The sequence below is a fragment of the Massilia sp. WG5 genome (assembly GCF_001412595.2).
Classification (GTDB): Bacteria; Pseudomonadota; Gammaproteobacteria; order Burkholderiales; family Burkholderiaceae_D; genus Telluria.
In genome coordinates, this window is the sequence record NZ_CP012640.2 from 4718119 (window position 1) to 4737814 (window position 19696).

Genomic DNA, 19696 nt, shown 5'->3' on the forward strand with positions numbered 1-19696 from the left:
GCTTGCTCCTTATTGATTTGCCAGCCACGACTGCGTGGCGATTTCATCTTCCTGCTTGCGCTGGACGCGGTCCTGCTCGCGCGCGAACGCCGTCTCGTGCTGGGACAGCACCTTGCCGAGCAGTTCGCGACGGGTCCAGGCCTGGGCCAGGTGGCGCTGCGAGACCGCCATGTTGGCTTCGTGCAGGTGCAGGTCGGTGCGCTGGGTGTCGGCCAGCGCGAACACGGCCTGCTTGTAGTTGCCGCAGTTGACCGCCAGCGCCGGCGACAGCGGCAGCGGTCCTGCGGGCTTGCCCGAGGGGCCGCTGCCGACCGCCAGATCCGTCAGGCGCTCGACGGTGGCCTGGTAGCGCGCGCGCATCGCTTCCTGCTTGGCCAGCTCGGCCTGCAGGCGTTCGACTTCGGTGCTGCGCAGGCGCACCAGGGTGCCGAGGCTCGTTATGGTGTTCTGTTTGCTCATGCCATCATCGCCATCAGCTGCTCGACGCAGGGGCCGAAGGGCGCATCTTCTTTCGTGCCCTGGCACAGGAAGGACTCGATGTGCGGATGCAGTTTCACCGCGCGGTCGGTTTCCGGATCCGCGCCCGGCTGGTAGGCGCCGAGCGGAATCAGGTCGCGCACGCGCGCGTGCTTCGCCATCGCGGCCTTCAGTCGGCGCGCCGCCTGGGCATGTTCCGGCGTGACCACCTGGGCCATGCAGCGGCTGATCGACTGGGCCACGTCGATCGCCGGGTAGTGGCCGCGCTCGGCCAGCTCGCGGGTCAGCACGATGTGGCCGTCGAGGATCGCGCGCGCGCTGTCGACCACCGGGTCCTGCTGGTCGTCGCCTTCGGCCAGCACCGTATAGATGGCGCTCATGCTGCCGGTGTCGGACTCGCCGTTGCCGGCCGACTCGCACAGCTGTGGCAAGTGCGAGAATACCGACGGCGGGTAGCCGCGCGTGGCCGGCGGCTCGCCCAGCGACAGCGCCACTTCGCGCAGCGCCATCGCGTAGCGGGTCAGCGAGTCGCACAGCAGCAGCACGTTCTGGCCGCGGTCGCGGAAGTGCGCCGCCACCGAGTGGCACAGCTCGGTCGCCATCACGCGCATCAGGGGCGATTCGTCGGCCGGCGCCACGACCAGCACGGCGCGCTTCAGGCCTTCGGGGCCGAGCGACTTCTCGACGAATTCGCGCACCTCGCGGTTACGTTCGCCGATCAGGCCGACCACGATCACGTCGGCCACGGTCTGGCGCGTGATCAGGCCGAGCAGCACCGACTTGCCGACGCCGGAGCCGGCCATCAGGCCGACGCGCTGGCCCTTGCCGATCGTGAGCATCGAATTGATCGCGCGCACGCCGACGTCCAGCGGTTCCTCGACCGGCGCTTTTCGCAAGGGATTCACCTTGGGCGGCGTGGTCGGCAGGGTCTGGTCGCCGCCGAGGCGGCCCAGGCCGTCGATCGGCTCCCCCAGGCCATTCACCATGCGGCCCATCCACGAGGGGCCGATCTGGATGCTGGACGGGCCGGTCGCCGGGAGTACGCGGGCGCCGGTCACCAGGCCGTCGGACTTCTTGAACGGCATCAGGTAGGTGACCTTGTCGCGAAAGCCGACGACCTGCGCGTCCAGCCAGTCGCCGTCGACCAGTTCGACGCGGCAGCGCTGGCCGGTGTGCAGTCGCACGCCGACGCTTTCGAGCAGCAGGCCCTGCACCGCGACCAGGCGCCCGGTGGGCGTGGCCACCGGCACCGCGCCGATGTCGAGCGCGCGCAGGGTCTGGGCCAGTGCGCTCATGCACCCTCCTTGACGTCGGCGGCAGCCAGGCCTTCACGCACCTGCTCCATGCAGGCGGCGAGGCGGCCCTGGCAGCCGGCATCGACTTCGTGGTCGCCGGCCTTGACGCGGCATTCGCCCGGCTCGAGGCGCGGGTCGGCCATCAGGTTCCATTTCTTGGCCCGCTTCGGGTCCAGTTCCTGGATGCGCTTGAGTTCTTCCGGATTCAGCATGACCTCGATCTCGTCGCGGGTCGGCGGCATGGCCGTCAGCGCCTCGTCGACGAGCGCCAGCATCTGCACCGGCTGCAGGGCCAACTCGGCGCGGATCACCTGGCGGGCGATCTTGCCGACCAGGTCCACCACCTCGTTGCGCTGGGTATTCATGTATTCGGTCTTCAGCTTCTTGAGACCGCGCAGCATCGCGTCCACCGGCTTGGACATTGCCTCGAACTCGGCCATCGCGCGCCGCAGGCCTTCCTCGTAGCCGCGCGCCACGCCATCCTCGTGACCGGCGTCGAAGCCGTCGGCACGGCCCTGTTCGAGGCCGGCGTCGTAGCCGTCCTGCTGGCCCTGGCGATAACCGTCGGCCATCGCGCCTTCCCAATCCTGCTGTGCGGTCGCGGAAGGCGCATTGCTGGCGGCAGCCGCCATGAACTTGGCGAGCGGCGGAAAGTGATAAGGCCGGAACTGCTTCATTCGGCAGTCGCCTCGGCAAACAGCTGGACTTCGATTTCACCGTTGTCGGCCAGGTCCTTGACCGCGGCCATGATCTCGCGGCGGGTCTGCTCGATGCGCGACATCGGCACCGGGCCGGAACGGCGCATGAGGTCTTCGAAGCTTTGCGCCTGGCGCTTCGGCATCGCGCCCAGGATGACGTCGCGCAGCGCCGGCTCGGCGCCCTTGAGCGCGACGGCCCACTGCTCCAGCGGGATCTCGTCCAGCAGGCGGGTGACGGTCTGCTCGGACTGCTTCGACAGGATGAAGAAGTCGTACATCGACATCTCGATCTGCGACACCACCTCGGGATCGTGGGCGCGCAGCAGTTCGACCATCTCGGCGCGGTTGTTCGGCAGGCGGTTGAGGATCTCGGCGGCCTGGCGCACGCCTTCCACGGCCGAGCTCTGGGTGTCGAGCGCGGACAGGCAGCGGGTCACCAGCTCTTCCAGTTCGGACAGCAGGTCGCGGTCGATCTCTTCCAGGCGCGCCAGGTTCAGCAAGACCAGCTCGCGGCCTTCTTCCGGCAGCGCATCGATGATCTGGCCGGCCAGCGCGGGCGGCAGGAAGGCCAGGAACACGGCCTGCATCTGCACGTGCTCGGCGGCGATGTACTCGGCCAGCCATTTCGGCGAAGCGTACTGCAGGCGCGCCATCATCGGGCGGATGGCGTCGCCGTAGATCGTGTTCAGGACACTGTTGGCGATCTCGCTGCCCAGCGCCAGGTCGAGCGAACGCTTCAGGTAGCTGCGCGAGGCGCCGTGCAGGCCGCTCTGCTGCCGGTAGTCGTCGAAGAACTTCTGGATCGAGTTCTTCACGGCGTCGACCTTGATGCCGCTCATCCGGCTCATCACCTGGGTCAGCTCGATCAGTTCCTCGCGCTCGAGGCAGCGCAGCACGGCCGCGGCGGGCTCTTCGCCGATGGACAGCAGCACGATCGCAGCCTGTTCGACCGGGGTCAGCGCCACTTCCTGCACGTCGTTATTGTTCAGATCCGCCATTTTTCTTCTGCACCCATTGTTTGACCACTTCCGCCACCCGCTCCGGCTCCTTGCCCGCCAGATTCTTCAGGTGATCCACCATCACGTCCACGGCCGATCCGGCCGGGGGCAAATCAAAGTTTTCCAGCAGCGGCTGGACCGTCATCATGCTGTCCGCGGCGCTTGCGCCCGCCGGCAGCGCCATCGCCGTTCCTGCGGCTGCGCCGGCCGGCGCGGCCAGCGCGGCGGCATTGCCCGGCAGGGCGGGGGCGCCGGCGGCGCCCGGCAACTGGGCCAGGCCTGCCGCTCCCGCCGCCTGCGGCGCGACCTTCTGGGTCAGCATCCGCATCAGGGGACGCAGCACCGCGAACCAGGCGAACAGCGCGCCCACGATCCAGGCGGCCCAGCCGGTCATGTCGACCACGTTGTCGCGCTGCTGGTACCACGGCTCGACCGGGGCCGGCGCCGGGAAGCTCAGCGAGGACACGGCCAGCACGTCGCCGCGGGTGGCATCGATGCCGAGGCCGCCGCGCAGGATCTTGTCGATGTTGGCGATCTCGTTCGGGGTCCAGCCGCTCTTCGGCGACGCGGCCCTGGCGTTGTTCAGCACCACCGCCACCGACAGCTTCTTCAGGCGGCCGCGGGCACGCTTGATCTGGGTGATCGCACGGTCATAGGCGTACTGGCGGGTGGTTGCGTTCTTGCGCGCGCTGCCGTCGTCCGGCTTGGCGGCATTCGGATCGGTCGCGGCATTCGCGGCATTCGGATCCGGCGGATTCGCGGACACCGGCGCACGGTTCGACAGCGTGCCCGGCACGCCGAGCGCCATGCGGCTCTTTTCCATCTCTTCGCGCATCGCTTCGCTGGTGACCTTCGGCGCTTCGCCGTACTTCTCCTGGGTCTCTTCGATCTTGTCGTTGTCGACGTCGGCGGTCACGCTCACTTTGAAGTTGTCGGCGCCGAGGACCGGACCGAGCAGCTCGTTGACGTTGGCGCGCACCTCGTCCTGGAAGTGCTTGGCCGCGGTGTCGCTCTGGGCGGCGCCGTCGAAGCCGTCGCTCAGGTCGACGCGCGAGGACAGGTAATTGCCGTTCTGGTCGACCAGCGACACGCGTTTCGGGGCCAAGCTGGCCACGCTGCCCGAGACCAGGTTCACGACCGCGGCGATCTGCTCGTTCGACAGGGTGTGGCCCGGCTTGAGGGCGACCACGATCGAGGCCGAGGACTTGTCGCCGTCGCTGGCGACGAAGGAGGTGGACTTGGCGATCGCCAGGTGCACGCGCGCCGACGCGATCGCGTCGATGGTCTGGATCGACTGCGCCAGCTCGCCTTCCAGGCCGCGCCGGAAGCGCACGTCCTGCACGAACTGCGACACACCCAGCGGGTCGCTCTTGTCCATCAGTTCCAGGCCGGCCGGCAGCTGCGCGGTCACGCCTTTGGCGGCCAGCAGCATGCGCACCTTGCCCAGCTGGGAGGAGGGGACCAGCACCTGGCCACTGTCCGGGTGGACGCGGTAGCCGATGTGTTCGGCTTCGAGGACGCTCATCATGTCGGTGGCGGCGACTTTCTCGTGCGCGCCGAAGACCGGCTTGTAATCCGCCTGGTCCCTCCACATGAACAGCGTGACCGCGGCGGTGATGGCGATCGCCAGCACCAGCATGGGGGTCAGGTTTTTCGAGAGCGCCGGCGGCAGCGTCGGCATGCGTTTCCCGCCGAGGGCGGATTTGAGGGCAGCAATCACGGTAGGGGTCTTCCTGGTCAGACGGGCAGCTTGAGCAGTTCGTCCATGGCGCCCATCACCTTGTTACGGACTTGCATCAGCATCGAGAACGAAAGGTTGGCCTGCTGCGACGACAGCATCGCGCCGACCAGGTCGTCGCTCTTGCCGCTGTCGACGGCGGCCATCTTGTCTTCGGCCGCGCGCTGTTCGTTGTCGACGCCGGACAGGGCATCCTTCATGCTCTGCGCGAACGAGAACTGGCCATTGGCGGGGCCTTGGCTGGCCAGTCCGGCATCCAGCGCAGGCGCCACCGCAAGGCGGCTGGCATCGTTGGTCAAATTGGCCAGATCGGCCCGGATCAGACCAGCAAGTTCAGTTGCCATCGTGTTTTCCACTCCCATGCTTGTGTGTGATGCGTGTAACGGTTAGTAACGATTTTACAGTGTTGCTTGGTGTCAATGTTTCAGAATTCTGTTTGCTGACTGGTAATTGTTAAATTTTCAGCGTCTGTCCGAGACTTGGTTTCCTGTGCGGAACCGGGGAGAATACCGACGGCGTTTGATTTTCCTAGGGAGGATATTCCTGTTCCGACGCCGAATAGGAGCATCTTACCGTACGGCAACGGCGAATTCAAAGAGGAATCTCAAACGCCGCGACACAATTTAACAGGTATAATTGTTGCCCAGAGGAATGAAACAAAGGCATTCCTGCTTATTGAATTGTTAATTCTTTCATGCCCATCGCACACCCTGACACCACCCCGCAGCACCAGGTACTCGACCCCGCTCTGCTAGGGCGTCCGGTGCATCTGCTGCCGCTCTTCGCAGCGCGCCTGCAGGATGACCTGGACGCTGCCATGCAAGGCGGCGCCCGCCGTTACTGGGGCGGCTGGCGCCTCGATACCGTCGAATTCGGCCGCGCTCCGCAGCAGGGAACCCTGCGCTGGATGGCTGCCGCGGGCACGATGGGCACGGTTTCTGTGGCCTTCGAGCGTGGCTTATTGCTGACACTGTTGGAGCGACGCTACGGTGGGCGTAGCGCTGGCGCAACTCAGCAGGATCCGGAAAGCGTCCGCGTCACCGCCACCGAAGACCGCCTCGTCGTCGTGTTGACGCAACACATGGTCGATCTGTTGTATGGACGCGTCGCTGTCAGTCTTGCAATGGAGGTGGCGCCGAAACCGGTCCCGGCCGGCGCCGTGGCAAGTTCGCCAATGCCGGGCAAGAGCGCCTGGGCACTGCGCGTGCAGGTCCGCGATGCCAATGGAGCAACTGGCCAGTTCTGGATCGCACCGGACCAGGGCCTGATGGCGACCATTCTCGGCACCCTGCGTCCGGACAACCAGCGTCCGCGCGCCGCGCGTGGGCCGTCCGAACCGCTGTCGTCGAAGCTGCAGGTGAAGCTCGATGGCGTACTGGTTACCAAGGAAATGACGCTGGGAGCACTGTTCGACCTCAATGTGGACGACGTGGTCCCGGTCAATGTCGGCCGCGCCGACGTGCTGCTCGACGAAGCCCGCCTGTTTACGGCGGCCGTGGCCGAGTACAAGGGAAAGCTGTGTTTAACCTCTTTTGAAGATGCCGAATAAATGGACATGAACCTGAACGAACAGATCGCCGGCGGCGACATCATCATCGACGACCTGGCCGCCGACGAAGGCGCGGCCGCAGTGTCGCCGGCTGCGCCCAAGGCGCGGCTGCCGCAGATGATGCGCCGCATCCCCGTGACCCTGACGCTGGAAGTGGGCTCGGCCCGCATCTCCCTGCAGGAACTGATGGACATCGGCCCGACCTCCGTGATCCCGCTGGACGCCATGGCCGGCGAGCCGCTGGTCATCAAGGTCAACGGCGCCGCCATCGGCCGCGCCGAAGTGGTGGTCGCCGGGGAGCAGTACGGTCTCAAGGTGATCGATCTCGACGGGCTCAACCTGGACCTGATCGCACCATGACGTTCAAGCAGGGCGGCGCGGTGTTGCGCCGCGGTGCGCCGGTCCTCGCCGGCGCGGTTCTTTTGCTGGCCGCCGGCGGCGCGCTGGCCGCACCGCAGAACCCGGACCTGCTGCCGGGGATCATCCCGGGCACGGGCAGCGGCCTGACCGTGAAATCGCAGATCCTGGTCCTGATGACCATCCTCGGGCTGTTGCCGGTGATGGTCATGATGATGACCAGCTTCACGCGTTTCGTGATCGTGCTGTCCTTGCTGCGCCAGGCCCTGGGCCTGCAGCAGGGCCTGCCCAACCGGATCGTCACGGGCGTCGCCCTGATCCTGACGTTGCTGGTGATGCGCCCGGTCGGCGAGCAGATCTGGAACGAAGCCTTCGTTCCCTATGACAAGGACAAGATCACGCTGGAGCAGGCGCTCAAGACCGCCGAGGTGCCGCTGTCGCGCTTCATGCTGGCCCAGACCAGCAAGGCCGCGCTGCTGCAGGTCGCGCACCTGGCGGGCGAAGCGCCCGAGATGGCGCCGATGCAGCGCGGGTTCACCGTCAAGCTGGCCGCTTTCGTGCTGTCCGAGCTCAAGAGCGCGTTCCAGATCGGCTGCATGCTGTTCATTCCCTTCCTGATCATCGACCTGGTGGTGTCGTCGGTGCTGATGGCGATGGGCATGATGATGCTGTCGCCCCTGGTGATCTCGCTGCCGTTCAAGCTGCTGCTGTTCGTGCTGGTCGATGGCTGGACCCTGACCGTGAATACCCTGGTCGGCAGCATCCACGGATTCTGAAGTACTTCTATCCATATGACTCCTGATATCGCCGTCGACGTGATCGTCGAAGCCCTGCAGCTGGTGATGCTGCTGGTGATGGTGCTGGTGCTGCCGGGCCTGGTGGCCGGCGTGATCGTCGCGCTCGTGCAGGCCGCCACCCAGATCAACGAACAGACCCTGAGCTTCCTGCCGCGCCTGCTGGTGACGCTGGTGGCGCTGATCGTGGCCGGTCACTGGATGACCAGCAAGATGATGGACTACTGCGTGGCCGTGTTCCAGCGCGCCTCGCAGCTGGTGGGATAGGGCGCGGACCGATGCTCGAAGTCGTCGGCCTGCTGCTGCCGCTGATCCATGCCCTGTGGTGGCCGTTCTGCCGCAGCATGGCGATGCTGTCGACCGCGCCGGTGATGGGCGAAGGACTGGTGCCGCTGCCCGTGCGCGCGCTGCTGTCGGTGGCGCTGGCTTTCATGATGCTGCCGATGACGAAAGGCGCGGCGATGCCGGATCCGTTTTCGCTGGCCGGGGTCATCGCGATGGTCGAGCAGGCCGTGATCGGCGGCGTCATCGGGCTGGCGATGCAGCTGACGATGGCGGTGGTGTCGATGCTGGGTTTCCTGGTCTCGAGCCAGATCGGTTTCTCGATGGCGCAGATGAACGACCCGGTCAACGGCCAGCAGTCGGACGTGGTCTCGGGCCTGCTGGGCCTGGTGGCGATCCTGGTGTTCTTCGGCATCGACGGCCATCTGGTGCTGGTCGGCGTGCTGGGGCAGAGCTTCCGCGCCTGGCCGGTGGGCTCCGGCTACGCGCCGCTGCTGCTGCAGGCCGTGTCGCTGAACGTCGGCTGGGTGTTCTCCGCCGCGATCCTGCTGGCGCTGCCGATCATCTTTTCGACCATGGTGGTGCAGATCGGCTTCGGCTTCCTGAACCGGGTGGCGCCTTCGCTGAACCTGTTCTCGCTCGGCTTCTCGCTGGTGACGCTGTTCGGCCTGATGATGCTGGTGCAGGTCGTGCGCTTCGTCCCCGAGCACTACGTACAAATGACCAACCAGGTGCTGGAGATGCTCCAGCAGCAGATGAGGGCGGCGCATGGCTGAAGGCACCGGCGGCGACAAGACAGAAAAGGCCTCGGCCCAGAAGCTGAAGAAGGCGCGCGAACAGGGGCAGGTGGTCCGCTCGCGCGACGTGGCGACGGCGGTCGGCATCCTGGCCAGCCTGAAGATCTTCGTGTTCCTGCTGCCCGATTACCTGGAATCCTTCCGCGCCCTGTTCCGGCTGGTCTACGTGCCGCTGGGCGAGGCGGGGACGATGGACAACGCGCTGTCGATCGTGTTCGGCAACGCGGCGATGCTGCTGGTGAAGATGGTGCTGCCGCTGCTGGGCGTGCCGCTGGCGGTGGTGGTGGCCAGCATGGTGCCGGGCGGCTGGGTGTTCTCGACGAGCAGCCTGGCGCCGGACTTCGGCCGCTTCTCGCCGGTGAAGAACCTGGGCCAGCTGGCCTCCGGCAAGCACTGGTCGACGTTCGCGACCTCGCTAGGCAAGGCCCTGATGCTGGGCATCGTGCTGGTGCACGTGGGCCGCTCCGGCGTGGATGCCTGGGTCGACCTGCAGCGCCTGCCGCTGTCGGACGCGCTGGTGCGCGGGAGCGGGCTGATGTTCGACGGCCTGATGTCGCTGGCCGCGGTGTTCGTGCTGTTCGCGCTGATCGACGTGCCGCTGCAGGCCTTCCTGTTCGCGCGCAACCAGCGCATGAGCAAGCAGGAAGTGAAGGAAGAATACAAGAGCACCGAGGGCAAGCCCGAGGTGAAAGGGCGCATCCGCCAGCTGCAGCAGCAGCTGGCGCGGCGCAATGTGAACAAGACCGTGCCGACCGCCGACGTGGTGATCGTCAACCCCGAGCACTACGCGGTCGCGCTGAAGTACGACAGCAACCGCGCCGAGGCGCCGTTCGTGGTGGCCAAGGGCGTCGACGAGATGGCCCTGTACATCAAGGCGGTCGCGGCGAAGCACCAGATCGAGACGGTCTCGCTGCCGCCGCTGGCGCGCGCGATCTACAACACCAGCCAGGTCCAGCAGCAGATCCCGGCCCAGCTCTACCAGGCGGTATCGCAGGTGTTGAACTACGTGCTGCAACTGAACGCATTCCGTGCAGGCCGGCGCCAGGCGCCCCCACGGTTCCCGAATGAAGTCGACGTCCCTGGACATTTGAGTGAGGTATCCGCAACATGAACCTGATTAACAGCTTGATGGTCGAGCTGCGCCGGCAGAAGATCGCCACTCCGGTGTTTTTGTTGACGCTGCTGGCGATGATCATGCTGCCGCTGCCGCCGGCGCTGCTGGACGTGCTGTTCACGTTCAACATCGTGCTGGCGCTGATCGTGATCCTGGTCTCCGTGTCGAGCAGACGCCCGCTCGACTTCTCGGTGTTCCCGACCGTGATCCTCGGCACGACCCTGATGCGACTGGCGCTGAACGTGGCCTCGACCCGCGTGGTGCTGCTGCGCGGCCACGAGGGCTCGGCGGCCGCCGGCCACGTGATCGAGGCCTTCGGCAACGTCGTCATCGGCGGCAACTTCGTGGTCGGCATCGTGGTGTTCGTGATCCTCATGATCATCAACTTCGTGGTGGTGACCAAGGGTTCCGAACGCATCTCGGAAGTATCGGCGCGCTTCACGCTCGATGCGCTGCCCGGCAAGCAGATGGCGATCGACGCCGACCTGAACGCTGGCCTGATCAACCAGGAAAAGGCACAGCAGCGCCGCAAGGACGTCGCCATGGAGGCCGACTTCTACGGCGCGATGGACGGCGCCTCGAAGTTCGTGCGCGGCGACGCCATCGCTTCGATCCTGATCCTCTTGATCAACATGATCGGCGGCGTCGCGATCGGCGCCCTGATGCACAACCTGTCGTTCGGCGACGCCTTCCGCGCCTACGCGCTGCTGACCATCGGTGACGGCCTGGTGGCCCAGATCCCGGCGCTGCTGCTGTCGGCCGCGGCCGCGATCCTGGTGACCCGCATCAGCGACTCGGGCGACTTCGAGAAGCAGATCGGCGGCCAGCTGCTGGCCCAGCCGAACGTGCTGTTCTCGGCCGCCGGCGTGATGATCGCCCTGGCCATGGTGCCGGGCATGCCGTGGTTCTTCTTCACGGTGTTCGCCGCCGCCCTGGGCTACGTCGGCTGGAAGCTGACGCGCGAGGTCAAGGAGCCGGAGACCGAGAACCTGGCCGCGATCGAGGCCGCGCTGCGCGACGACCGCGCGCCGGAACTCGACTGGCAGCAGCTGCCGGTGGTGCAGCCGATCTCGGTGGCGGTCGGCTACAAGCTGGTTCACCTGCTCGATCGGGCCCAGGGTGAAGTCTTATCCAAGCGTATCAAGGGCGTGCGCCAGAGCCTGTCCGAACAAATGGGGCTGCTGCTGCCGGCGATCGGCGTGCGCGACGACCTGACGCTGCGCCCGAACCAGTATTCGATCGCCGTCAACGGCACCGTGGTGGCCGAGGGCGAGGTGCAGCCGGAATGCCTGATGGCGATCCCGTCGCCGACCGTGTATGGCCAGCTGGACGGCATCCCCGGGATCGAGCCGGCCTTCGGCATGGCGGTGACCTGGATCGAGCCCGAGCAGAAAGCGCACGCGCTGGGCCAGGGCTACCAGGTGGTCGAGGTGGCCAGCGCCATCGCGACCCACGCATCGAAGGTGGCCAAGGACTACCTGTCGGAACTGTTCCGCCACGATGACGTGCCGGCGCTGCTGGAACGCCTGACGGCGCTGTCGCCGAAGCTGGCGGCGGCGCTGGACAAGGCGCTGACGCATACCCAGCTGCTGCGCGTGTTCCGCGTCCTGCTGGCCGAGAACGTGTCGCTGAAGGACATCGTCGTCATCGCCACCACGCTGCTGGACAGCTCGGAAACCACCAAGGATCCGATCCTGCTGGCGGCCGAGGTGCGCTGCGCGCTGCGCCGCCAGATCGTGGCCGGCCTGTACGGCAAGAAGAAGGACATGCCGGCGTTTAACCTGTCCGGCGACCTCGAGAACATGCTGCTCGGTTCGCTGAACCAGGCGCGCCAGAACAACGGCGGCAAGGTCACGCTCGATAACTACCCGATCGACCCGCAACTGCTGTCCCAGCTGCAGCTGAACATGCCGGTGGCGCGCGAACAGATGAAGCAGCAGCACACGCCGCCGCTCCTGCTGGTGCTGCCGCAGGTGCGCCCGCTGCTGGCCCGCTACGCGCGCCTGTTCGCGCCGGGCCTGCACGTGCTGTCGTATAACGAGATTCCGGAAAACCGCGAAGTCTCGATCATCGGCACGGTCGGTTGATTCAATGTGCCGGTAACAGCAGCGCCAGCTCCGCCATCGCCCGGAACACCGGCAGGCTGAGTGCCGATGCCGCATCCACCGAAGGCAAGCGGATGTGGGACAGTCCCGGCGGCAGGCTGTCGCGGTACGTCCATCCCAGCACGCGCAAGCCCGCGCGCGCCACCGCCGCTTCGAGCTCCGGCTGCAACGCACGCAGGCGCGCCGCGCTGCCCGCATCCGCCGCACACAATTCCAGCAGCACGCCGTCAGGCACCGGCTCGGCCTGCACTGTCACCACGGTGCCATCCTGCAACACCAGTTCGAGGCGCAGGGCGGCGCGCGAGCGGCGGCGGCGCTGCTGTTGCGGGGGTTCCTGATCCTGTTGCACCACCCGCAAGTGCTGGTCCTGGGCGCTGCCCGTATGCACGGTGAAGCGCCAGGCGTCGAGCGGGATGCCGGCCAGGTCGGCTTGGCGCAGGACGCGCGGGTCCTGGCTACCTAGTTGGCCAGCCAGCAGCATCGCGGCCGGCAGCTGTCCCGGGCGTTCCTGCAGTTCGCGGTTCGCGAGCTGGGCGCCGTAGTTGCGTACCATACTGCGCCAGGAGCTGGCGAGCGTGCCGCCATCCTGGCTCGGCCAGGTCAGCTGGCGCGACATCATGAGCTGGTCCGGGCGCATCGCGGCGCCGTCCGGCATCCCGTCGGCGCTGGCTGCGGACGCCTGGCCGGATGCCGGCTGCGATCCCGGCAAGGGCAGCGGCAGCGAATCCATCCCGGCCAGCAGGGCGGCTGGGACGACCGCGGCCACCGGACCGACCGGCAGCGAGGGCCCGGCAGGCACTGCGGGCAACACCGATGAAACGAGCGGAGGGAAGAACAGGGAGGCCATGGCAGAGGCAGGGTAGCAAGTAAAAAGGCCAACCGCAAGGCTGGCCTTTGAGGACTCCCGACTGGGTTAGTCCGGGAACGTGGCTGTTGACGGCCCCGCGATTACTGCAGCAGGGACATGACCATCGACGACATGCTGTTCGACTGCTTCAGCATGGCGGTGCCGGCTTGCAGCAGCATTTGGTTCGAGGTCATGCTCGACGATTCGGTGGCGAAGTCGACGTCCATGATGCGGCCGGCGGCGGCCTGAGTGTTGCTGCTGACGTTGGCCAGGTTGGTGTAGGCGTGGTCGAGGCGGTTGGCGGCGGCGCCCAGCGAGGAACGCACCGAACCCAGCGCGTCGATTGCCTTCTGCAGGTTGTCGACAGTAGTGTTCGCAGAACCAGCGGCAGTCAGCTCAGTGCCGGTGCCGGCGGCAGGGGTGCCGAAGCCGTTGTATTTCGAGCTGATGGTGCCCAGGGCGGAGTGCATGGCCGAGACTTGTGCCGACAGATCCAGGCTCATGGTTTCGCTGCTCGAGGCGCCGATCTGGAAGCTCAGGCCAGCGCTGAATTTGCCCGGCGTGTCGCCGGTGCTGGATGCCAGGGTAGCGTTGTAGGAAGCGGTTGCAGCGGTGACGTCCGCGGTGGCTTTGGCCACTTTGTCAGCCGAGATGTTCAAATCCTGCTTGGCGAGGATCTTTGCATCAGCCAAAGACTGATTGGTGGGGTCGGCAGTGAATGCAGCGTCCGCGTCGTAGTAAGCCTTAAGCTTGCCGCTGCCCGCGACCGGTGGGGTGGCGCTAGGGTCCGGCTGTACGCCGTAGTCCACCATGGCAGCAGCCAACGCATCGGTCGCAGTGGTTTTCTTGGCCAGGGCGTCAGACACGTCGCTGGCGGAAGCCTTGTTGTTCAGCAGTTTGGCGCCGCCGAACGAGGTGTTGCCGACGATGTTGGTCAGTTCGCCAGCCAGGGCGTCGTATTCCGACTGCATGGCATCCTTGTCGGCGCCGTTCGACGAAGCGTCGGCTGCCTGGGTCGCCAGGTCCTTCATACGGACCAGGATGTTGCTGGCTTCACCCAGCGCGCCTTCGGCGGTCTGCATCATCGAAGTCGCGTTCTGGGTGTTGCGCATTGCAACGGCCATGCCGCTCGACTGGGCTTTCAGGCGGGTGGCGATCTGCAGGCCGGCGGCGTCGTCCATGGCCGAGTTGATACGGTAACCGGTCGACAGGCGGGCCATCGAGGTCGACAGGCTGGTCTGGGTACGGGTGATCGAGCTCTGTGCGGACAGCGCTGCGTTGTTGGTGTGAAGGCTCAGCATGGTGAACTCCTAGTATCGGTTGGTAATTGGTTGGAGCTACGTTTGTCGCGCTCTCACAAGTACAAGACGACCAATTTCTTCAGGGCATTAAATGCCAGGTGGAAATTTTTAGAATATTTTTTGCCTGGACCGCGCCGGCCTCTTTCCTGACGCCACTTAGAAGATTTGCGTATCATGTCGCCTCTGCGTTCCATCTATGCAGATTCGTGTCCGATCAAATCTTCCGCTTCCCCAGCCGCCGCCTCTCGATTCCCCGATAACGGACTGGACCGAAGAGGCCGGCTGCACAGAGAGATAGGTGACTGGGCTGTAGCAGTTTTGTAGCAGTGAGTTTTCGTCGAGACCGCCGGAAGCCGGCCGTAGCAACGGCGGTGCAGTCGGGGAAGCAGGCGTACTACGGTTTTTTGAAGCCGCGCTGGGGCCTTCGTGATGACGCCCGCTGGCCGGGCGACCCGGCAGGGCCGGACTAAGTAGCGGCAGTTGGGGTACGCAGTTTGTCCAAATACACCGCTATGTCGCGAATGAACCGCCCCGAGTTTTGTAGAGGCTCCATTGTTTGAGAAAATGGAGTCATGAAGAAGCAACCCAAGTATTCCCCCCGAAGTCATCGAACGCGCCGTGCACATGGTCAGCGTGGCCGCCAGTGAATACAGTTCACAGGGGGGCGGCGATCGAATCCATTGTGGCCAAGATCGGCTGCATACCTGAAACGCTGCGCCGCTGGGTACGCCAGCAAGAGCGTGATACCGGCCAGTGTCCTGGGCCGACCACGCCCGAAGATGAGCGCATCAAGGCGCTAGATCGAGAAGTACGCGAGCTGCGCAAGGCAAACGAAATTCTGCGTCTGGCGAGTACGTTTTTCGCCCAGGCGGAGCTCGACCGCCGTTTCAAGTCGTGAAGAAATTCGTCGACCAGTACCGCCATGCCTACGGTGTCGAGCCGATCTGCAGGGTGATGCAGGGCGCGCAGTCGGGCTACTGGCGACACGCGGCGCAGCAGTGCAATCCGGCGTTGCGCTGTGCCCGTGTCAGCGTGACGACGTGCTGAGCGTCGAGATTGAACGGGTTTGGCAGGCGAACCTGCAGGTATACGGGGCCGACAAGGTACGGCGCCAACTGCGGCGTGAAGGAACTGACGTAGCTCGCTGCACTGTGGAGCGACTGATGCGAAAAGCTGGACTGCGAGGTGTAGTGCGCGGTAAGGTCGTGCGCACGACGGTTGCCGATGCAAAGACGCCGTACTCGCTCGATCGGGGCAACCGTCAATTCAAGGCGCAGCGGCCGCACCAGCTGTGGGTCTCGGATTTACGTACGTCTCGACCTGGCAGGCTTTCGTGTACGTCGCCTTCGTCATCGACGTCTTTGCCCGGCGCATCGTCGGCTGGCGCGTGAGCAGTTCGATGCGAACCGACTTTGTGCTGGATGCCTTGCAACAGGCCTTGTACGCGCGTCAGCCGGAACGAAACGCATTGGTCCATCATAGCGACAGAGGTTCCCAATATGTGTCGATTCGGTACAGCGAGCGTCTCGCAGAAGCTGGCATTGGGCCCTCTATGGGCAGCAAGGGGTGACAGCTATGACAACGCCTTGGCCGAGACCATCAATGGGCTCGACAAGGCTGAGCTGATCCACCGCCGCGCTCCCTGGAAGACACGTGAGGCCGTCGAACTGGTCACGCTGGAATGGGTGTCCTGGTTTAATCACCACCGTCTGCTCGAACCACTCGGCTATATACCGCCGGTGGAAGCTGAGGCAAACTATTACGAGCAACTGAGCAGTCAAGCCATACCGGCCTGACTCACATCAACCCGCCTCCACGAAAGCCAGGGCGGTTCAGGATGGGCGCTCCCGATTTCTTCGAAGTACCAATCGATGAGGTTTTTTAGGGTAAGATTCGCTAGCCCACGAGTGTCGTTGAAGCGTCGGGCATCCATCTCAGCCTCGATCTTCCGAGCCCACGCGACGGCCTGCGCCTTCGTTGAAAAAGTTTCCGAAATGGACTTGTGCCCTTTGCGGCGGATTTGTGCGCGCCAGGCGTCCCCGACTTTAAGTATCGAAGCCATCTGTAGCAAATTTGTAGCAACGAGAGGGAGAAAGCAGGGCAGTTTGCGGGAAACTGAGGGAAGTAGGCTTGATGCCTCTCAGAGGGAAAACTAGGATTTTGATGAAATACAGCAAGCGAAAATTATCTGTAGCACCCATGATGGACTGGACCGACCGCCACTGCCGCGTGTTCCATCGCCAGATTACCCGCCACACCTGGCTGTACACCGAGATGGTGACGACCGGCGCGCTGGTGTACGGCGATGTCGAACGCCACCTGCGCTATGACGAGGTCGAGCACCCGGTCGCCCTGCAATTGGGCGGCAGCGAGCCGGCCGACCTGGCGAAGAGCGCGAAGCTCGGCGAGCAGTGGGGCTACAAAGAGATCAACCTGAATTGCGGCTGCCCGTCCGAGCGCGTGCAGAAGGGCGCGTTCGGCGCCTGCCTGATGAACGAGCCGCAGCTGGTGGCCGATTGCGTGAAGGCGATGCGCGATGCCGTCTCGATCGACGTCACCGTCAAGCACCGCATCGGCATCGACTACGACGAGGACTACGGTTTCGTGCGCGACTTCGTCGGCACCATCGCCGATGCCGGCTGCAACACCTTCATCGTCCACGCCCGCAACGCCGTGCTGAAGGGCCTGTCGCCCAAGGAAAACCGCGAGATCCCGCCGCTGCGCTATGCCGTGGCCTACCAGCTCAAGCGCGAATTCCCGGAGCTGGAGATCATCATCAATGGCGGCATCAAGACCAACGACGAGATCGAAAGCCACCTGGCCCACGTCGACGGCGTGATGATCGGGCGCGAGGCCTATCACAACCCCTGGCTGATGGCCGACTGGGATGCGCGTTTCTACGGCGACGAGAGCCGCGCGCCGGCCTCGCGCGAACAGGTGCTCGAAGCAATGATCCCCTACATCCGCGGGCAACTGGAACGCTACGGTCCGCTGGGCCTGCGCCTGAACAGCATCACCCGCCACATGCTGGGCCTGATGGCCGGGTTGCCGGGCGCGCGCGGTTTCCGCCAGCTGCTGTCGGACTCGCGCCGCCTCGCCGAAGGCAATCCGGAACTCCTGCTCGAGGCCGCCGGACGCCTGCGCAAGGCAGCCTGATTCATTGATTTTTTGTTACGGTGGCGCCAGGCAGGGCCGCCGATTCATCCAGATCCCACACTAACGCTGTTGTATAGACAGCCGCTCAACGCCATTTTCCTTGCTCAACAGCAAGAATAGACCCATAATTTGGGCTCTTCTCCCAGCATGCGCCCCAATATTGTTGTAGTAGCGAAACAGTATTGAGCAGGATCAGGTTTACCAACTGCAATTGCAGTGTTTTGATTTATCCTGACGGAAACACACGAAAGTTCAAGGAGAAGTTGAGCTTTTGGCAATAAAGTGACGCGCGGTGCAGCGGTTCCGGGCGATCCAATCATTTGAAGAAACAGGGAAGACAGTCAATGAATCTATCCAATATGAAGGTCGGCATGCGTCTGGGGCTGGGCTTTGCGCTCGTGCTCGTGCTGATGGTCATTCTCACCGTGGTGGGCATCGTGCGCATGGCGCAGATCCAGAACCGCCTCGACCACGTCGTCAGCGTGAACAATGTCGTGACCCGCCTGGTCGTCGACATGCGCAACAATGTGAGCGAACGCGTCGGCTCGCTGCGCACTCTGACCCTGATGACTGATCCGACCGACATGGAACCGGAACTGAACAAGTTCAAGGAACAGACCGCCAAGTACGACGCCTTACAGCAGAAGCTGGCTGAAAAGTTCTCTCTGGAAGCATCGGCTGAAGAGAAGACCCTGCTGGGCCAGATCAAGGACGCGGAAGGTGTGGCCATGCCGGCCATCGCCAAGGCATCGGCACTCTACCTCGCCAACAACGCGATGGACGCGACCCGCGTGATGGTCAAGGAAATCCGTCCGGCCCAGAAGAAGTGGCTGGAAGCGCTGGACCAACTGGGTGCGCTGGAAGACAAGCAGAACAACCAGGCCCAGGCCGACGCCGAAGCGCAGTTCGGCAGCGCCCGTAACTTCATGCTGGTCCTGCTGGCGCTGGCCGTTGGCCTGGGCGTGGCAGCCGCTACCGTGATCACGCGCGGCCTGCTGAAGCAGCTGGGCGGCGAGCCGAGCTACACCTCGAAGATCGCCACCAGCATCGCCGAGGGCGACCTGTCGATCGCGATCAATACCAAGTCTTCGGACCGCGGCAGCCTGCTGAGCGAAATGAAACAGATGCGCAATAGCCTGGTCGACATCGTCAGCCAGGTCCGTCGTGGCACCCACACCATCACCACCGCGTCGCGCGAAATCGCCGCCGGCAACGTCGACCTGTCCTCGCGTACCGAACTGCAGGCCAGCTCGCTGGAGAAGACCGCCTCGGCCATGGAAGAGCTGACCTCGACCGTGAAGCAGAACGCCGACAACGCCCGTGAAGCCAACCAGCTCGCGGCGACCGCATCGAACGTGGCGCGCAAGGGCGGCGAAGTGGTGTCGCAGGTGGTGGGTACGATGGGCGAGATCAACAGCTCGGCCAGCAAGATTGCCGACATCATCGGCGTGATCGACGGCATCGCCTTCCAGACCAACATCCTGGCGCTGAACGCCGCCGTCGAAGCGGCCCGCGCCGGCGAGCAGGGCCGCGGCTTTGCCGTCGTCGCATCGGAAGTGCGTAACCTGGCCCAGCGCTCGGCTGCGGCAGCGAAAGAGATCAAGACCCTGATCGGCGACTCCGTCGAGAAGATCGGCCGTGGTTCGAAGCTGGTCGGCCAGGCCGGCGTGACCATGGAAGAAGTGGTCGACAGCGTCAAGCGCGTGACCGACATCATGAGCGACATCGCTGCCGCCAGCGCCGAGCAGAGCGCCGGCATCGAGCAGGTCAACCTGTCGATCATCGAGATGGACGGCATGACCCAGCAGAATGCCGCCCTGGTCGAGCAGGCCGCCGCGGCCTTCCAGAGCCTGCAGGACCAGGCTGCCGAGCTGCAGCGTGTGGTCAGCATCTTCAAGCTGGCCGAAGGCGAAGAAGCCGCGGCCGCAGCGTCGGCCCCGGCAGCGGCCTTGACCGCCGTGGCGACCCGCGCCGTAATCGCCCGTCCGGCCCGTCCGCAAGCGGCAGCGCCGCAACTGAAGAAACCTCCCGCCCGCAAGCCCAAGGCTGCGGACCAGCAGGCGCCGGCAGCGGACAGCCCGTCGTCGACCTCGAAGAAGGTCGCAGCGGCCGCCGCCAGCGACGACTGGGAAGAATTCTGAGCCAGGACGGCTCGTCAAATAGCCGGTGAGGACACCGGCGTTTAAAA

Annotated in this window: 17 protein-coding genes, 1 pseudogene and 1 other annotated feature; of the genes and pseudogenes, 10 read left to right on the top strand and 8 right to left on the bottom strand. The window is 65.0% G+C overall.

The features are described 5' to 3' along the window. Nucleotides 1–9: 9 nt before the first annotated feature. The 6 genes from AM586_RS21060 to AM586_RS21085 are packed head-to-tail and all read right to left on the bottom strand — an operon-like array spanning nucleotide 10 to nucleotide 5550. Entirely contained in the window at nucleotides 10–459 is a 450-nt protein-coding gene (locus tag AM586_RS21060; RefSeq protein ID WP_047824372.1) for a flagellar FliJ family protein, read from the bottom strand. After that, nucleotides 456–1772 carry a flagellar protein export ATPase FliI gene (gene fliI, locus AM586_RS21065; RefSeq protein WP_047824370.1) on the bottom strand — a complete coding sequence of 439 codons (1317 nt, stop codon included), beginning with the start codon at nucleotides 1770–1772 and terminating at the stop codon, nucleotides 456–458. The genes AM586_RS21060 and fliI overlap by 4 nt, the downstream gene beginning before the upstream one ends. Then, nucleotides 1769–2449, bottom strand: coding sequence for a flagellar assembly protein FliH (gene fliH, locus AM586_RS21070; RefSeq protein WP_047824368.1), 681 nt, complete (start codon nucleotides 2447–2449; stop codon nucleotides 1769–1771). The genes fliI and fliH overlap by 4 nt, the downstream gene beginning before the upstream one ends. Next, nucleotides 2446–3468, bottom strand: coding sequence for a FliG C-terminal domain-containing protein (locus AM586_RS21075; protein ID WP_047824366.1), 1023 nt, complete (start codon nucleotides 3466–3468; stop codon nucleotides 2446–2448). The genes fliH and AM586_RS21075 overlap by 4 nt, the downstream gene beginning before the upstream one ends. Continuing rightward, on the bottom strand, nucleotides 3449–5149 hold the full coding sequence (gene fliF / locus AM586_RS21080; RefSeq protein WP_047824365.1) for a flagellar basal-body MS-ring/collar protein FliF: 1701 nt from the start codon (nucleotides 5147–5149) through the stop codon (nucleotides 3449–3451). The genes AM586_RS21075 and fliF overlap by 20 nt, the downstream gene beginning before the upstream one ends. A gap of 56 nt (nucleotides 5150–5205) precedes the next feature. Then, entirely contained in the window at nucleotides 5206–5550 is a 345-nt protein-coding gene (locus tag AM586_RS21085; RefSeq protein WP_047824362.1) for a flagellar hook-basal body complex protein FliE, read from the bottom strand. A 350-nt stretch (nucleotides 5551–5900) separates the two neighbouring features. Here AM586_RS21085 and AM586_RS21090 point away from each other — a divergent pair, with 350 nt between their 5' ends. The 7 genes from AM586_RS21090 to AM586_RS21120 are packed head-to-tail and all read left to right on the top strand — an operon-like array spanning nucleotide 5901 to nucleotide 12186. Then, nucleotides 5901–6755 (top strand): hypothetical protein, encoded by an 855-nt coding sequence (locus tag AM586_RS21090; RefSeq protein WP_047824360.1) that lies wholly within the window; start codon nucleotides 5901–5903, stop codon nucleotides 6753–6755. Further along, nucleotides 6756–7115: a FliM/FliN family flagellar motor switch protein gene (locus AM586_RS21095; protein WP_047824358.1), complete on the top strand. Its 360-nt coding sequence runs from the start codon at nucleotides 6756–6758 to the stop codon at nucleotides 7113–7115. Beyond that, nucleotides 7112–7888: a flagellar type III secretion system pore protein FliP gene (fliP, locus tag AM586_RS21100; RefSeq protein ID WP_047824356.1), complete on the top strand. Its 777-nt coding sequence runs from the start codon at nucleotides 7112–7114 to the stop codon at nucleotides 7886–7888. The genes AM586_RS21095 and fliP overlap by 4 nt, the downstream gene beginning before the upstream one ends. A 15-nt stretch (nucleotides 7889–7903) precedes the next feature. Next, entirely contained in the window at nucleotides 7904–8173 is a 270-nt protein-coding gene (gene fliQ, locus AM586_RS21105; RefSeq protein ID WP_047824354.1) for a flagellar biosynthesis protein FliQ, read from the top strand. Between the two features lie 11 nt (nucleotides 8174–8184). Next, nucleotides 8185–8964 (top strand): flagellar biosynthetic protein FliR, encoded by a 780-nt coding sequence (fliR, locus tag AM586_RS21110; protein ID WP_047824351.1) that lies wholly within the window; start codon nucleotides 8185–8187, stop codon nucleotides 8962–8964. Beyond that, a complete protein-coding gene (locus AM586_RS21115; RefSeq protein ID WP_047824349.1) occupies nucleotides 8957–10096 on the top strand; it encodes a flagellar biosynthesis protein FlhB in 1140 nt (379 codons plus the stop codon). Before fliR ends, AM586_RS21115 begins: the two co-directional genes overlap by 8 nt. Further along, nucleotides 10093–12186 carry a flagellar biosynthesis protein FlhA gene (locus AM586_RS21120; protein WP_047824348.1) on the top strand — a complete coding sequence of 698 codons (2094 nt, stop codon included), beginning with the start codon at nucleotides 10093–10095 and terminating at the stop codon, nucleotides 12184–12186. Before AM586_RS21115 ends, AM586_RS21120 begins: the two co-directional genes overlap by 4 nt. A 1-nt stretch (nucleotide 12187) precedes the next feature. Here AM586_RS21120 and AM586_RS21125 read toward each other — a convergent pair whose 3' ends face one another. Together AM586_RS21125 and AM586_RS21130 are read right to left on the bottom strand one after the other, a co-directional pair. Further along, nucleotides 12188–13003 (bottom strand): hypothetical protein, encoded by an 816-nt coding sequence (locus AM586_RS21125; RefSeq protein WP_229411103.1) that lies wholly within the window; start codon nucleotides 13001–13003, stop codon nucleotides 12188–12190. A gap of 149 nt (nucleotides 13004–13152) precedes the next feature. Further along, complete coding sequence (locus AM586_RS21130) at nucleotides 13153–14352, bottom strand: flagellin (RefSeq protein ID WP_047824343.1); 1200 nt, start codon at nucleotides 14350–14352, stop codon at nucleotides 13153–13155. A 572-nt stretch (nucleotides 14353–14924) separates the two neighbouring features. Here AM586_RS21130 and AM586_RS21135 point away from each other — a divergent pair. The 3 genes and pseudogenes from AM586_RS21135 to AM586_RS21145 all read left to right on the top strand — a co-directional run bounded on the left by AM586_RS21135 (nucleotide 14925) and on the right by AM586_RS21145 (nucleotide 19649). Beyond that, nucleotides 14925–16148: pseudogene (locus AM586_RS21135) on the top strand (IS3 family transposase). Continuing rightward, nucleotides 15205–15321, top strand: a sequence feature (AL1L pseudoknot). (Overlaps the previous pseudogene by 117 nt.) Nucleotides 16149–16515: 367 nt before the next feature. Then, nucleotides 16516–17508: a tRNA dihydrouridine(20/20a) synthase DusA gene (dusA, locus tag AM586_RS21140; protein WP_257791524.1), complete on the top strand. Its 993-nt coding sequence runs from the start codon at nucleotides 16516–16518 to the stop codon at nucleotides 17506–17508. 344 nt (nucleotides 17509–17852) lie between these two features. Then, nucleotides 17853–19649, top strand: coding sequence for a methyl-accepting chemotaxis protein (locus AM586_RS21145; RefSeq protein WP_229411101.1), 1797 nt, complete (start codon nucleotides 17853–17855; stop codon nucleotides 19647–19649). The last annotated feature ends 47 nt before the right edge of the window (nucleotides 19650–19696 follow it).